A 13,439-nucleotide genomic window follows, 5' to 3' on the forward strand; every position below is an offset into this window, starting at 1 on the left:
AGTCAGCGGCGGCCCCACCTACTGCTGCGGCGTTATGTACGACGATGGCGAAGGCACCTGTAGGAGTTGCGGCGACCCGCTTTAAGGAACTTTTGTGCTCCAACGTTGCGTCGCGGGTCTGCGACGCAACGCCCGGGATCCCCGATGGCCCCTCACACTCCTCGACCTCGGGTGATCACAAACTGGACGCAACGCGAGTACGCCGAGGCCCTGGGGTCGGTAGGGGCACGAGAGGCACCGTCAGGCGTCGGCGCCGCCGAAGCGGGTGCGGTACGACTCCAGGTCCTCCTCGGAGATCTTCGCGAAGAGCACCGGCGGGACCGTGAACGGGGTGCCGGCCGGGACCGAGGCCAGGGACTTCGCCTCTTCGGCCGTCACCCAGGTCGGGGTGTCGGCGGTCAGGGCGAAGGCGCCCCGCATGGCGGCCGCCGAGGCCGGGATGAAGGGTTCGGAGACGATCGCGTACAGGTGGATGAGGTTCATCGCCGTGCGCAGGGTCAGGGCCGCGCCCTCGGGGTCGGTCTTGATCTCCAGCCAGGGGGCCTTCTCCTCCAGGTAGGAGTTGCCCGCCGACCACAGGGCCCTGAGCGCCGCCCCAGCCTTGCGGTACTGGAGGGCGTCCATGTGCTCCTCGTACTCGGCGAGGAGGTGGGCGATCTCCTCGCCCAGCCGTGTCTCCGGCTCGCCTGCCGCGTTGCCCGCAGGGGCCTCGTCGCCGAAGCGCTTGCGGGAGAAGGACAGGACGCGGTTGACGAAGTTGCCGAGGGTGTCGGCCAGGTCCTTGTTGACCGTAGCCGCGAAGTGCTCCCAGGTGAAGGAGGAGTCGTCGGACTCGGGGGCGTTGGCGATCAGGAAGTAGCGCCAGTAGTCGGCTGGCAGTGTTTCCAGCGCGGCGTCGGTGAAGATGCCGCGCTGCTGGGAGGTGGAGAACTTGCCGCCGTAGTACGTCAGCCAGTTGAAGCCCTTGACGACATCGACCTTCTTCCACGGTTCGCGGACACCCAGCTCGGTGGCGGGGAACATCACCGTGTGGAACGGGACGTTGTCCTTGGCCATGAACTGGGTGTAGCGGACCGTGTCGTCGGCCTCGTACCACCAGGACTTCCAGTCGCGCCTCTCGCTGTCCGGGGCGGCGTCCGCCCACTCCTTCGTCGCGCCGATGTACTCGATCGGGGCGTCGAACCAGACGTAGAAGACCTTGCCCTCGGCCGCCAGCTCCGGCCAGGTGTCCGCCGGGACCGGCACCCCCCAGTCCAGGTCGCGAGTGATCGCCCGGTCGTGCAGGCCCTCGGTCAGCCACTTGCGGGCGATGGAGGAGGACAGCTGCGGCCAGTCGGCCTCGTGCCGCGCCACCCACGCCTCGACCTCGTGCTGCAGCTTCGACTGGAGCAGGAAGAGGTGCTTGGTCTCGCGGACCTCCAGCTCCGTGGAGCCGCTGATCGCCGAGCGCGGGTCAAGCAGGTCGGTCGGGTCCAGGACGCGCGTGCAGTTCTCGCACTGGTCGCCACGCGCCTTGTCGTAACCACAGTGCGGGCAGGTCCCCTCGACGTACCGGTCGGGGAGGAAGCGGCCGTCGACCGGGGAGTACACCTGGCTGATCGCCCGCTCCTCGATGAAGCCGTTCTCCCGCAGCTTCCGCGCGAAGTGCTGCGTGATCTCGGCGTTCTGCTGCGAGGAGCTGCGGCCGAAGTAGTCGAAGGCCAGCTGGAAGCCTTCGTACACGGCCTTCTGCGCGTCGTGAGCCTGAACGCAGAACTCCGCCACCGACAGTCCGGCCGCCTTGGCGGCCAGCTCGGCCGGTGTCCCGTGCTCATCGGTGGCGCAGATGTACAGGACATCGTGGCCGCGCTGGCGGAGGTACCGGGAGTACACATCCGCCGGAAGCATCGACCCGACCATGTTGCCCAGGTGCTTGATCCCGTTGATGTAGGGAAGCGCGCTGGTTACCAGGTGTCGAGCCATCCTTGGATGCTCCATTTCGTACGTTTGGCGCCGGCGGCAGTGCCACGGCGGGCCGAAGTCGGGAGAGTGCAGCAGGCGCGACCGCGCAAGGTCGATCAACCGTGTCACGCTTGGTGACGGCCAGCTCTGCAAGCCGCCGCAATCGTATGGCACCCGGGTGCCACTCCGCCGAGTCGTTTACCGTCGGGCGGGCTCGCACGGAAAGGCGCTCGGCCGTCCGAGACAGGCGGCCAAGCAAGTCTCGAACGGCCGAGGCGGCCCTCATATTAGGGCCGTATGTCCGTGGTTACGCATTCCCTCTCTGCATCCGAGGCTCAAGAGGTGGTCCCCATGATCCGAGAAGCAACTTCCAGCAGCGCCGTGCGGGTCAGGCCCGAATTTCACCCCTGCGATCGGAAATCCGGGTGTCTCGCGCAGCCCGGACTTCGCCGCAGCCCGTGACGCATTCCGTGGGGCGTGAGGCCCTTGGCCATCGGGAGCCAGCAAGCGTCGGCCCGTTGGCCGGCACCGCGTCTGCGTGCGGGGACTCCGGGCCACGGCTCGCCGAGTAGTGGTACGGCGTGCTGCCTGCGGTGCCTTCTCCACGGAGAGCGACTCGGCCCGGGGCAGCGGCATTCCCCGGCCCGGTCTCAGGTGGCGGGGCACTCGGTGTGACGAGGAGGGGGGCGGCGGGCCGGGGGCCGTCGCCGGCGGGCAGCTCCTCGACGCGGATGCCGGTGAACCCGGCCTGGTCCAGGACCTTGATCCACACGTGCTCTTGCAGCACCCACCGGTACATCGTGGCGCTCTCACCCTCCGGGGTCTTCGCCGGCACCTCGGCGGCCGTGACGTCCGGCTGCGCGGGCTTGCCGGACAGGTAGTGGGCGAGGGTGGAGAAGACCAGGCGCCCACCGGGGCGGAGCGCGTCAGCGGCGGCCGGGAGCAGCTCGTGGGGGTCGGTGAAGTCCACCGCCCCGAAGTGGCTGTACAGCACGTCGTAGGCGCCCGGGTTCGCGCGGAGGTGGGTGACGACGTCCGCGTGGACGAAGTGCAGGCGCGGGGCGAGGTCGGCGTACAGGGCGGTGGCCGGCCATGCTGTGCTGGGCCGGGGACGCGTCCACGGCGTGCTTGACCGACCGCGCCCTCCTGGCGTGAGCACGGGCTCGTACTGTCGAAGTGGGCGCCCGAAATCACCCCTTACGGCTTCGGGCTCTCATTGGTGCTGTGTCAGGCGCGGGTGGCAGCGGTAGCGCCAGGTGGCAGCCGTGCGCAGAAGCCCCGGCAGGCGCGAAACGGACATCGGTTCGCGTGCTGCCTTCCGAGACGGCGCAGAGGTTCAGTCGTCAGGCTGTGTCGAGTCAGACGTTGCCGTAGACACGTCAGGGCAGGGCTCTTCGCCTGGTGTCTTGGCGAGCGGCACACCACGTAGGCAGAGCAGCGTCAGCGCGGCGCATCCGCAGAAGAGTGCGATGTCGGCGACGTTCCCCACGAACGGGCCGTAGTCGATGAAGTCCACGACATGCCCGCGGGCGAAGCCGGGCGCGCGGAAGAGCCTGTCGCCCAAGTGGGACATCGTGCCGCCGAGTAGCGTGCCCAGCACCAGCGCCCACCGACGTGAGGTCAGTCGGCGTGCGGCATAGAGGATGCCGACCACTGCGCCCGCCGTCGCCAGGGTGAACACCCATGTCGCGCCGGAGCCGATGGAGAACGCGGCGCCGGCGTTGTACAACAGCCGGAAACGGACCAGAGTCGGGATCGCGGTGACGCTCTCGCCGGTGGACAGTGCGGAGACCGCCCAGATCTTGGTGAGTTGGTCCACGAGCAGGACCACTGCCGCCAGCGTGAGCATCACGCCGTACAACCGTCCCGATCCCCGCTTCAGCCGCGTCATTCGCTGCCTCCTTCTCCTGTGGGTGTTACCTGCATCCGTGGTGGTCAGTCCTCCGCCCGACGACGACTCTCAGCCACCGGACGGCGGGGCTGCCGCCGTCACCAGGCCGCTCTCGTACGCGGCGATCACCAGCTGGGCGCGATCGCGCGCGGCGAGCTTGCCGAGCAGGTGGTTGACGTGGGTCTTGACGGTGGCAACGCCGAGAAAGAGCTGTCCGGCGATTTCGGTGTTGGAGAGGCCGCGGGCGATGAGGGTGAGGACCTCGCGTTCGCGCGCGGTGACGCCGTCCAGGGTGGGACTCCGCGGTCGCGAGGGCTCTGGGCGACGGGCGAACTCCGCGATCAGGCGCCGCGTCACCGCCGGCGCCAGAAGTGCGTCACCGGCGGCGAGGAGCCGGATCGCCGCGAGCAGCTCGCCTGGTGGCGTGTCCTTGAGCAGGAAGCCACTGGCGCCGGCTCGTAGGGCGGCGTAGACGTACTCGTCCAGGTCGAACATCGTCAGGATCAGCACCTTGACGTTCGCGGTCTCGGGGGAGCCGCAGATCAGCCGGGTCGCCTCGATGCCGTCCATCTCGGGCATGCGCACGTCCATCAGGACCACGTCCGGGGGATCCCGCCGGGCAAGCCGCACGGCCTCGGCCCCGGTGGCAGCCTCCGACGTGGTCGTCAGGCCGGGCTCGGTGTCGACGAGCACCCGCAGGCTGCCGCGCAACAGCGCCTGGTCGTCCGCGATCAGCACGCGTATCGCGTTGTCGGGTAGATCACCGGGCCGGGTCAAGCGTTCTCCTCGTATGGCAGTATCGCCCGGACCGCGAAGCCGCCCGTCGGACACGGTCCTGCGGTAAGGGTCCCGCCATGGACGGCGACGCGTTCACGCATGCCGACGATGCCGTGTCCGCCCGGTGGCATCGCGGGGCTCGCCCGGCCGGCGCCGTCGTCGACGATATCGAGCCGGACCTCGCGGCCGTTCGCTTCGACCTCCACGCGGCAACGGGTCGCGGGAGCGGTGTGCTTGGCGACGTTGGTCAGCGCCTCCTGCACGATCCGATAGACGGCCAGCGCGATGGCGTCTGGAAGATTTTCGACACCGCGCACGGCCAACCGCGCGCCGGCCTGCCGGACCAGCTCGGCGAGAGCATCGGTTCCGGGCGCCGGGCCAAGGGCCGCGACCTGCCGTTCACCTTCGGACGCGCGGAGCACGCCGAGCATCCGGCGCATGTCGTTCAGCGCGGTGCGGCTCGTGCGCTCGATGACCTGCAGTGCGTCGTACGCCTCCTGCGGCCGGACGTGGAGCACGTGGTTGGCGACGCCGGCCTTGACCGCGATCAGGCCCATGCTGTGGGTGACGACGTCGTGCAACTCGCGGGCGATCCGCAGGCGTTCCTCGGTGACGGCGCGCTGCGCGAGCTGCTCGGCCGCCCGCACGGCGAAGGCACGTCTCTGCCGCACGGCGCGTCCCAGCTCCCAGGAGCCGAGCAGCGCGACAAAGCCGAGCAGCAGCAGACCTGGGCCGTTGTGCCACCGGTCCGTTCCGCCGGCCCGCGCGGCCGCGACCACGCCGGCGACCGACAACACGGCGATCGCCAGGCCGGGCAGCCATCGCCGCCACCAACGGCGCGGCCGCGCCATGACGGCGACGGTGTAGAGGGCGAACGCCCCCGACAGGAACGGGTCCCACGCCTGGTCCCGCGCGACCGCCACGGCCGTGACCGCCAGCACGACCACGAACACGGGCACCGGCCAGACCCACCGTACGGCGACAGGCACCGTGGCCGCGGCGACGAGCACGAGCCGTTCCCACGACACCGGCGTCGAGGACGCCGGTGCGGCCGACGATCCCCCCGCCGGCCCGGACAACAACAGCGCGGCAACATAGCCGAGCACGAGCACGCAGTCCATGGTTGTGCGTTGGCGCCGGCTCAACCGCCGAGCCAGGAGGGGAGGGTCGTCGTCCACAGCCGTACCTGCTTGCACCGCTCGACCCTATCGAGGGGATACGCCGCGGCACCTCCACCCTGCGGCCGACACCGCCGCTCCGCCGCTCCACCCACAGTGGGGTGCCGTCGGCAGTCGACGGCCGTACTCCACCCAGGGGTGGACGAAGGGCAGTCCACCCCGAGCCGGACGCGGCCGCACCCTGTTGTGCCCGACCATCACCTCCATGATCGACGTCACCGACCTGACCAAGCGCTACGGGAAAGCCACCGTCGTGGAGGGGCTGACCTTTCGAGTGGAGCCCGGCCGGGTAACCGGATTCCTGGGCCCCAACGGAGCCGGGAAGTCCACCACGATGCGCATGATGCTGGGCCTGGACCGCCCGACGGGCGGCGAGGTACGCATCCACGGTGCCCACTACCGGCAGCTGCGCGACCCGCTGCGCACGGTGGGCGCGCTACTCGACGCCAAGGCGGTGCACCCCGGCCGCACCGCGCTCGACCACCTGCGCTGTCTGGCCCGCAGCAACCGGATCCCGTCACGCCGCGTGCGTGAGGTGATCGAGCTGACCGGCCTGGAGAGCGCCGCGCACCGTCGGGCCGGGAGGCTTTCGCTGGGCATGAGTCAGCGACTGGGGGTCGCAGCAGCGCTGCTCGGCGACCCCGCCGTCCTGATCCTGGACGAGCCGATCAACGGGCTCGACCCGGAGGGCATCCTGTGGATCCGCGGACTCATGCGAGAGCTGGCCCTCCTGGGGCGCACCATCCTCGTGTCCAGCCACCTGATGAGCGAGGCGGCGCTCACCGTGGACCACCTCGTGGTCATCGGCCGCGGCCGGCTACTCGCCGACACCGGCATGACCGCGTTCATCGACCGGCACACGAACGCCGGGGTGCGGGTACGCACACCCGAACCGCAACGGTTGCGCGCAGTGCTGGTCGGTGCGGGGATCACAGCCGCCGACCACGCGGACGGCAGCCTCGAAGTGGCCACCACGGCAGAGCGGTTCGGCGAACTGGTCGCAGCACACGCGGTAACGGTGCACGAGGTGACGCGCAAGGGCGTGTCCCTGGAAGAGGCATTCATACGACTGACGGCCGACGCGGTCGAATACCGGGCTGAGCCGGCGGGAGAACACCGATGACCGGAAACTCGCCCCGCGCGGTACTGGCCGCCGAATGGACCAAGGTGTGGACCGTGCGGTCGACCCGTCTCGCACTGCTACTGACCTTCGTGATCAGCACCGGCATCGGCACACTCGTCGCGTTCAACTGGCGTGGCGACATCGAGCACGTCGTCAATTTCAGCCCACTGGCCGCCGGCTTGTACAGCGTGACCATCGGTCAACTCGCCCTCGTCGCTTTCGGCGTCCTGCTCGTCGGCTCCGAGTACTCGTCCGGGACGATGCGCGCATCGCTGACCGCCGTGCCCCAACGCGGGCTGCTCTACGGCGGCAAACTACTCGCCGGCACGCTGGCCGCCCTCGCCGGCTCGACCGTCACCGTCATCGTCACCTTCGCCGGAGCACAGGCGATCCTGGGCCCATACGGCACCTCACTCACGTCGGACGGGATTCCGACGGCACTCACCGGCGCCATCACCTACCTGACTCTGATCTGCGCCCTGTCCATGGGAGTCACGGCCATCGTGCGTAGTTCGGCCGTCGCGTTGAGTCTCCTGCTGCCGCTGCTGTTCCTCGGTTCGCAGGGACTCGGCAACGTCCCCGCCCTCAAACCCGTCCTGCAGTACCTGCCCGACCAGGCCGGCCTGCACCTGATGCGCATCGCCCGACCACCCGACAACGACCGCTTCGGCCCCGACTACACCTCCGGCACGGCGCTCGCCATCCTGGTCGCTTGGACCGCCGCCGCTGTGCTCGGCGGCTACGTAGTTCTGCGCCACCGCGACGCCTGACGCCCGGCGGACCTGTGAGTGGTCGTTGGTTGTGGGGTGGTGCGGTGTGGCGGTGAATCGCTCCGGCAGGACCGGCGGCGGCTCGCGGACGCCGTGGACACGACCCTCGTCGGCGCCCATGTCGGCTCTCTCTGGAGGGGAGGGCCGCCAGGTGGACGGCGGCGCCGGCGCCGGAAACGTACTCGTTGACATCGCCAACGCACTACCCATCGGATCTCAGGCGAATACCGTGTACGGTGGAATCATGAAGGAATCAACTCCACCAGCCGCCGACTCGCTGATCACCGGAGCAGAGATCGCCAGGCTGGCGGGGGTGACCCGGGCCGCCGTCTCCAACTGGCGACGGCGGTACAGCGACTTCCCCGCCCCTGCCGATGCCGGAGCGAGCACGCCGCTCTTCTCTCTCGCCGAAGTGCGTTCCTGGCTCGCCAGACAACAGAAGGGCACGGACGTCTCGGACGACGTCCGCCTGTGGCAAGCGCTACGAGGTGGCTTCGGCGACGACATCATCACGGGTGTCACGTGCGTCGCCCGCCTCCTGGCTCGCGGCGACGCAAGCGGACTGGACGAGGATCTGGCCGAGCTGGCCACGGGTCTGGCCGCGAGGGAATCGCCGGCCCAGGTCGTCGAGCAGCTGGTGGAGCGTTTCCGCGACTCCTCACGACGCGTCGGCTCCGATCAGGTCACTTCGCTGCGCCTGGTCAAAGCAGTAAGGCACTTCGCGGGGGCCGTGTCCGGCGACTCCGTCATTTTCGATCCTGCCTGCGGTATCGGAACCCTGCTCCTGTCCGTCGGCCCCGCCGAGGGCCCTCTACGGCGTGGTCAGGAAGTCGATCCGGGGGTGGCGGAGCTGGCGCAGGCGCGAGCTGACCTCGCCGGGTACCGGAACACGGTCATCGAGACCGGAAACTCCCTGCGTCAGGACCTCTGGTCAGATCTCCGTGCCGACCTCGTCCTGTGCGACCCGCCGACCGCCGGTCCGGACTGGGGCCGTGAGGAGCTGCTCCTCGACTCCCGCTGGGAGCTGGGCACGCCCTCGAAGGCGGAGGGGGATCTGGCCTGGCTCCAGCACTGCTACGCCCGCACCGCGCCCGACGGCAGGGTCGTCGCCGTCATGCCCGCGTCCGTGGCCTACCGGAAGGCCGGCAGACGTATTCGGGCGGAGATGGTCCGTCGGGGCATCCTCACGGATGTCGTGGCCCTGCCGGCCGGGATGGTCGCCTCACACGCGCAACCCGTTCATCTGTGGGTCCTGCGCCGCCCGGCCGACGCGTCCAGCGTCGCCAGGTCGGTACGGATGGTGGACCTCACCTCCAACTCGGCCGACGGCCCGATGGAACCCGCGGCCGGGCAAGCCGTCGATGTGCCGCTCATCGACCTGCTCGACGACTCCGTCGATCTCACCCCGAGTGCCCATGTGGACGCCGCACGCGAGGATCTGCCCGCTGAATACCGTGCCCTCCGGCGACGCATCGAGGAGAGGCTGGGGCAGCTCAACGCCCTGCTGCCCGCCCTCTCGGCGGGCGAGGGGCCCGGAACGCTGGACGGCGCGACAGTCAGCTTGGCCGATCTGTCCCGCGCCGGACTTGTCGAGCTCACGGGTGCCGAACCACATTCGACGAGCGACCAGTTGGACACTGACTACCTACAGGGCTTTCTGCGCAGTGCGTCCAACAAGCGGCGCTCGACCAGCAGCAGCGGGACCTATCGCCTCGACGTGAAAGGCGCCCGTGTCCCGCAGATGGCCGTGAAGGAGCAACGGCGTTACGGTGCCGCCTTCCGCGCCTTGCGGGAGTTCGAGGCCTACGTGCGCGAAGTCGCCCGGTTGGCCGAGCAGGCGAGCGCTCTCGCTCGCGACGGTCTCACCAACGGGGCTCTCGTGCCGCCTGAGGACCCCACCTGACGGACGCGTCACCAGACCCGCCCGCCATCGTGTGGGCGATGGCCGCGATCTCGGCCAGCAGCTCTCCCGGCGGGCGGTCCAGGGCCAGGGCGTGCTGGTGGACGCGGATTGCGGCGTTCCGCACCTGGTGCGTCACGCTCGGCTCGTACCCCCTCGCGTACACGAGGTGGCCGTCCGGAAGGCCGAACGCCGTGCAGTAGGCGAGCATCTGGTAGAGATCGGCGTCGGGAAATCCCTCGGGCTTCTCCGCCTTGTACTTGGCGTCCGCGACAGCCCGTGGTTCACCGCCGTCCCCGTACCAGACCAGGTCCGGACGCATCGCTACGTTCCGGTCCTCGTCCAGGTGTACGCCGCGGGCCTGGAGAGCCGCGCGTCCCCCGTGTCGCGCCAACGCCTCACGCAGGGCCACGCAGACGAAGTCCTCGAAGATCTTGTGCGTGTCGATGAGGTACCCGTCGACGGAGGCCCGGCCCGCGCCGTGCTCCACCGACGAACCGCGCAGGATCGTCTCGGCCAGCCGCAGTGCGGGCTGGTAGCGGTGGTTCAGCCGGCCGGACCGCCACCGCGGTAGGTCGCGCACCCCCCGCTTCAGCGGTTGTACGTCCAGCAAGCGGCCTCTGTGGTGGCGGAGTCGGCGGCGTACGTCGTCGGGTACACGGTCCAAGGGAAGCAGCCGCTCCACCGCGCCCTTCAGGAGGCGGTTCTCCGGAATGTCGGTGCCGTAGTCGTCGTAGGCGATCTCGACCGGGAAGGCCCGCCCGTGGTGACGTTTGACCTGGTCGGCCTCCCGAATGCGCCCGCGGACCACCGGTGAGGTCTCCTCGGTGTGCCGGTAGCCCTGGAGAACGCCTTGACGCAGCGCGCGTTCGACAGCCCTCTCGAACCCGTGGGCCAGTGCGGGAAGGACCTCGTCGTGCTCGGTCACGTCCACCTCGCCGTCCCGGTGCACCCGGGGGTCGGCGGCGTAGCCGATCAGGAAGAACAGCCGCCGCACCGGCACCTTGGGCGCGATCCTGAGGGTCACGGGATCCTGCCCCGGCACCCTCACGGACACCGCTCCGACCTTGCCGCCGGCCCTCAGCCGCCAGGCGCCCGGCAGATACGGGTCGGGGGCCGCCTCGACGATGCGGGAGGCGGCGAGCGCCCGGCCGACCTCGTCCGGGAGCGGCACGCTGAGAGCGGCTCCGTGCTCGCCCAGTTCGACGGTCGTCACGGGGTCGCGGCGCCCGGTCCGCCGTCGCCGTCCCCGAGGGACCGGGACAGGGCGTCGAGTCCGTACCGCTTCGCGATGTCGAAGGTCTCACCGTAGTGGTGCTCCTCCAGCAGCGGGAGGATCTTGGTCCGCCAGATCCGGTCCAGGCCGCCTTCCCGGTGCACGCTCTTGTTCATCAGGTACGAGGGGCCGATGAGGAAGTCCGGGTCGTCGATACGGGAGTTGAGGGCGTCCAAGAGATCCGCCGGGCGGCTGTCGAACCCCTGCCGGCCGAGCCAGCGCCGCAACAGGCCACGGGTGGGCTCGGTGCGGGGTGACAACTCGACGAAGGCGAAACGCCTGCGCATCGCGGCGTCGACCAGTGCGATCGACCGGTCGGCGGTGTTCATGGTGCCGATGACGAAGAGGTTGGGCGGGAGCAGGAAGTCATCGCCGGAGTAGGTGAGCCGCACGGACCTCCTGCGGTACTCCAGGAGGAAGTACAGCTCGCCGAAGACCTTGGCCAGGTTGGCCCGGTTGATCTCGTCGATGATCAGGAAGTGCGGGATGTGGTGGTGGCCCTCGCGGGACGCCAGGTCTGCCAGCTCGCGCAGGGGCCCGGCCGTCAGGCGGAAGGCGACGTCACCCGTCTTGGGGTCCTCGCGGGGCCGGAAGCCCTCGAAGAAGTCCTCGTAGGAGTAGGAGGGGTGGAACTGCACGAGCTTCACGCGCTCGGCCCCGCCGCCGAGGTACTCGGCCAGTGCGAGGGCGGCGTACGTCTTGCCGGTGCCCGGCGGGCCGTAGAAGATCAACTGCCTCTCGTCCCAGAGCAGGTCGCGGACCTCCCTGAGCCAGCCGGCGTCGTGCGTCAGCAGCTCGTCGGCGAGGGCCTGGCCGGGGACGGGCAGCTCCAGCTCGCGGCGGGCTGCGAGCGCGGGTGTCGTACCACGGGGGTCGCGCTCCGTCTCCACGGCCTCGTCCGCCAGCTCCTCGTCGGTGCGGCCGAGCCCGTCGATGTGCGGCTGCACCACCGTGAGATCCACGACGTCGTGCTGGGCGGCGAGGCGCTGCTTGATCTCCTCGGGCAGGGTGTCGTAGGGGTGGCCCTTGCTCTGCCATTCGACGGGCCGCCGGAGATTGGACAGACCGCTGTCGGACGCGGTCTGTTCGGCCGGGCCGGAGATCTGTCCGACGTAGAGCCGCCCGCCCGAGAGCGTGCACACCGCGTCGCCCGGCTTCATCCGGGACAGGAACGCGTGCAGTTCCTCGACCAGTTCGAGCTTCTGGTTGTACGTGGCGGTGGTGCCCCAGTCCTCCTCCACGATGGCGCGCAGACGCTCCTTGCTCACCCCCTGGCCGACGCCCTGGCGCAAGCGCGGGGCGGCGACGGAGACGCGCCCCTCGGGAAGCCACAGCTTCTGGACGAGGTCGGCGCCGGAGACGTTGTTGCCGCGTACCAGCCAGGAGCGGGCGGGCCCGGACCGGACGCCCTCCATGAAGTCCGACAGCGGTATGTCGGCTTCCGTCTTCCAGTCGATCCACCCGTTGCGCGGTGCCCCCACCAGCACCCCGGCGGCGAAGGAGGGCGAGCCGCAGTCGATGTCCTCGGCCGTCTCCAGCCATCCCGGCCAGCGCGTGGACGGGCGCAGTACGCCCTTCCGCCTCAGCTCCGCGCGCGCCCTCGCCGTGCTGGCGAAGTGTTTCGAGAAGGACGGCATCTCCCGGTCCCGGGCCGGCGAACCGGCGAGGATGCGGAACTTGCGGCTTCCGTTGGTCCCGACCGCGTCCAGCAGGACGCCCCGGGCCCGGTCGACCTCGTCCGCACCGGGCAGCCTGAGCAGGAACTCGGGCGTCTCGTCCGGGCTGCCGGGCCCCGCCTCGGTCCCGCTCATGCCCACTTCTCCGCTCCGGAGGAAGACCGCATCGCCACTTTTTCCAACACCCATCCGTTTAGGCCCAGTTGCGCGCATAATCTCCGCCCAGGGGAGCACGGTGTGTGCCACCCCCACAGGGGAGGGCGTGGTCGCCATGACCATCATGGATCAGTTCGTTCTGCGACGGGACGGCCTGGTGCCGAAGGGCGTCGCGGCCACGTGCTCCGGCGAGCGGTGCGGGGGGACGGCGCTGGTGTGGCGCGTACGTCTGGAGGGCCGGCCGGAGCTCACGATCCATGACACCCGGTGGGAGAACGGCGAGCGGGATGTCGTCCTGTACCAGCCCGCCGTGGTCCCGGAGATGCCCGCTCCGCTGTCCAACCTGCACAACCGTCGTCGCGCGGGTGTCCAGGAGACCGCCCCGGGGGGCGAGGAACTCCGTGTCATGGGGTGGGTCGCGGTGCCCGGCGACCGGCCGACCGTCAAGAAGACGTTCACCACCGCGGACTTCGTCGAGGTGTGCGGCCTGGACGAGTTGCGGGAGCTGACCAGCAGGCCCGACGTGGAGCTGGGCACGGCGTTCGTGCTCGCGGACCCCGTCCACGTCGATCTGGACGACCCGCAGGACACCGTCGCCGTACAGCACGCGCTTTTCTTCCCCGAGGAGGACGAACGCACGCCCGTAGTCTTCTTCCTGCTCAGCCGGGTCGTGCCGACGCTCCGGCACATCGGGTGGCTGCCGAAGCCCGTCCGGCGGATGCCCGTCCGGTCGTGAGGGCGGGGGTCGCCG

At 69.9% G+C, this 13,439-nt stretch carries 10 protein-coding genes and 1 pseudogene; 4 read left to right on the forward strand and 7 right to left on the reverse strand.

What is annotated here, in order from left to right; all coding sequences use genetic code 11:
• Positions 1-240: 240 nt before the first annotated feature.
• The 5 genes and pseudogenes from metG to D581_RS0119370 form a co-directional block, all read right to left on the reverse strand.
• On the reverse strand, positions 241-1,962 hold the full coding sequence (metG, locus tag D581_RS0119350; RefSeq protein WP_018958862.1) for a methionine--tRNA ligase: 1,722 nt from the start codon (positions 1,960-1,962) through the stop codon (positions 241-243).
• A gap of 437 nt (positions 1,963-2,399) precedes the next feature.
• A pseudogene (locus D581_RS1000000142190) lies at positions 2,400-2,544 on the reverse strand (LacI family transcriptional regulator); the annotation flags it as partial.
• A 733-nt stretch (positions 2,545-3,277) separates the two neighbouring features.
• Positions 3,278-3,832: a signal peptidase II gene (locus D581_RS0119360; RefSeq protein WP_018958863.1), complete on the reverse strand. Its 555-nt coding sequence runs from the start codon at positions 3,830-3,832 to the stop codon at positions 3,278-3,280.
• Between the two features lie 69 nt (positions 3,833-3,901).
• The gene (locus D581_RS0119365; RefSeq protein WP_018958864.1) at positions 3,902-4,609 is read right to left on the reverse strand and encodes a response regulator transcription factor; all 708 of its coding nucleotides are present in this window, start codon (positions 4,607-4,609) and stop codon (positions 3,902-3,904) included.
• Positions 4,606-5,805 (reverse strand): sensor histidine kinase, encoded by a 1,200-nt coding sequence (locus tag D581_RS0119370; protein WP_486585854.1) that lies wholly within the window; start codon positions 5,803-5,805, stop codon positions 4,606-4,608. Before D581_RS0119370 ends, D581_RS0119365 begins: the two co-directional genes overlap by 4 nt.
• Before the next feature lie 187 nt (positions 5,806-5,992).
• On the opposite strand from D581_RS0119370, the gene D581_RS0119375 reads away from it, so the two are divergent.
• The 3 genes from D581_RS0119375 (at position 5,993) to D581_RS0119385 (ending at position 9,583) form a co-directional block, all read left to right on the forward strand.
• On the forward strand, positions 5,993-6,910 hold the full coding sequence (locus tag D581_RS0119375; protein ID WP_026290692.1) for an ATP-binding cassette domain-containing protein: 918 nt from the start codon (positions 5,993-5,995) through the stop codon (positions 6,908-6,910).
• On the forward strand, positions 6,907-7,680 hold the full coding sequence (locus D581_RS0119380; protein ID WP_018958867.1) for an ABC transporter permease subunit: 774 nt from the start codon (positions 6,907-6,909) through the stop codon (positions 7,678-7,680). Before D581_RS0119375 ends, D581_RS0119380 begins: the two co-directional genes overlap by 4 nt.
• A 244-nt stretch (positions 7,681-7,924) precedes the next feature.
• Positions 7,925-9,583, forward strand: coding sequence for an N-6 DNA methylase (locus D581_RS0119385; RefSeq protein ID WP_026290693.1), 1,659 nt, complete (start codon positions 7,925-7,927; stop codon positions 9,581-9,583).
• Here D581_RS0119385 and D581_RS0119390 read toward each other — a convergent pair.
• Both D581_RS0119390 and D581_RS0119395 read right to left on the reverse strand, forming a co-directional pair.
• Positions 9,543-10,796, reverse strand: coding sequence for a 5-methylcytosine restriction system specificity protein McrC (locus D581_RS0119390; RefSeq protein ID WP_018958869.1), 1,254 nt, complete (start codon positions 10,794-10,796; stop codon positions 9,543-9,545). The genes D581_RS0119385 and D581_RS0119390 overlap by 41 nt on opposite strands.
• Positions 10,793-12,667, reverse strand: coding sequence for a DUF4357 domain-containing protein (locus D581_RS0119395; RefSeq protein ID WP_018958870.1), 1,875 nt, complete (start codon positions 12,665-12,667; stop codon positions 10,793-10,795). The genes D581_RS0119390 and D581_RS0119395 overlap by 4 nt, the downstream gene beginning before the upstream one ends.
• Before the next feature lie 136 nt (positions 12,668-12,803).
• Here D581_RS0119395 and D581_RS0119400 point away from each other — a divergent pair, with 136 nt between their 5' ends.
• Complete coding sequence (locus tag D581_RS0119400; RefSeq protein WP_032752840.1) at positions 12,804-13,424, forward strand: hypothetical protein; 621 nt, start codon at positions 12,804-12,806, stop codon at positions 13,422-13,424.
• Positions 13,425-13,439 lie beyond the last annotated feature (15 nt).

The organism is Streptomyces sp. CNB091 (genome assembly GCF_000377965.1).

What these genes read in the sequence shown, in the direction of transcription:
- metG (WP_018958862.1), bottom strand. Translation starts at nt 1,962, where the DNA reads ATGGCTCGACACCTGGTAACCAGCGCGCTTCCCTACATCAACGGGATC.
- D581_RS0119360 (WP_018958863.1), bottom strand. Translation starts at nt 3,832, where the DNA reads ATGACGCGGCTGAAGCGGGGATCGGGACGGTTGTACGGCGTGATGCTC.
- D581_RS0119375 (WP_026290692.1), top strand. Translation starts at nt 5,993, where the DNA reads ATGATCGACGTCACCGACCTGACCAAGCGCTACGGGAAAGCCACCGTC.
- D581_RS0119380 (WP_018958867.1), top strand. Translation starts at nt 6,907, where the DNA reads ATGACCGGAAACTCGCCCCGCGCGGTACTGGCCGCCGAATGGACCAAG.
- D581_RS0119385 (WP_026290693.1), top strand. Translation starts at nt 7,925, where the DNA reads ATGAAGGAATCAACTCCACCAGCCGCCGACTCGCTGATCACCGGAGCA.
- D581_RS0119395 (WP_018958870.1), bottom strand. Translation starts at nt 12,667, where the DNA reads ATGAGCGGGACCGAGGCGGGGCCCGGCAGCCCGGACGAGACGCCCGAG.
- D581_RS0119400 (WP_032752840.1), top strand. Translation starts at nt 12,804, where the DNA reads ATGACCATCATGGATCAGTTCGTTCTGCGACGGGACGGCCTGGTGCCG.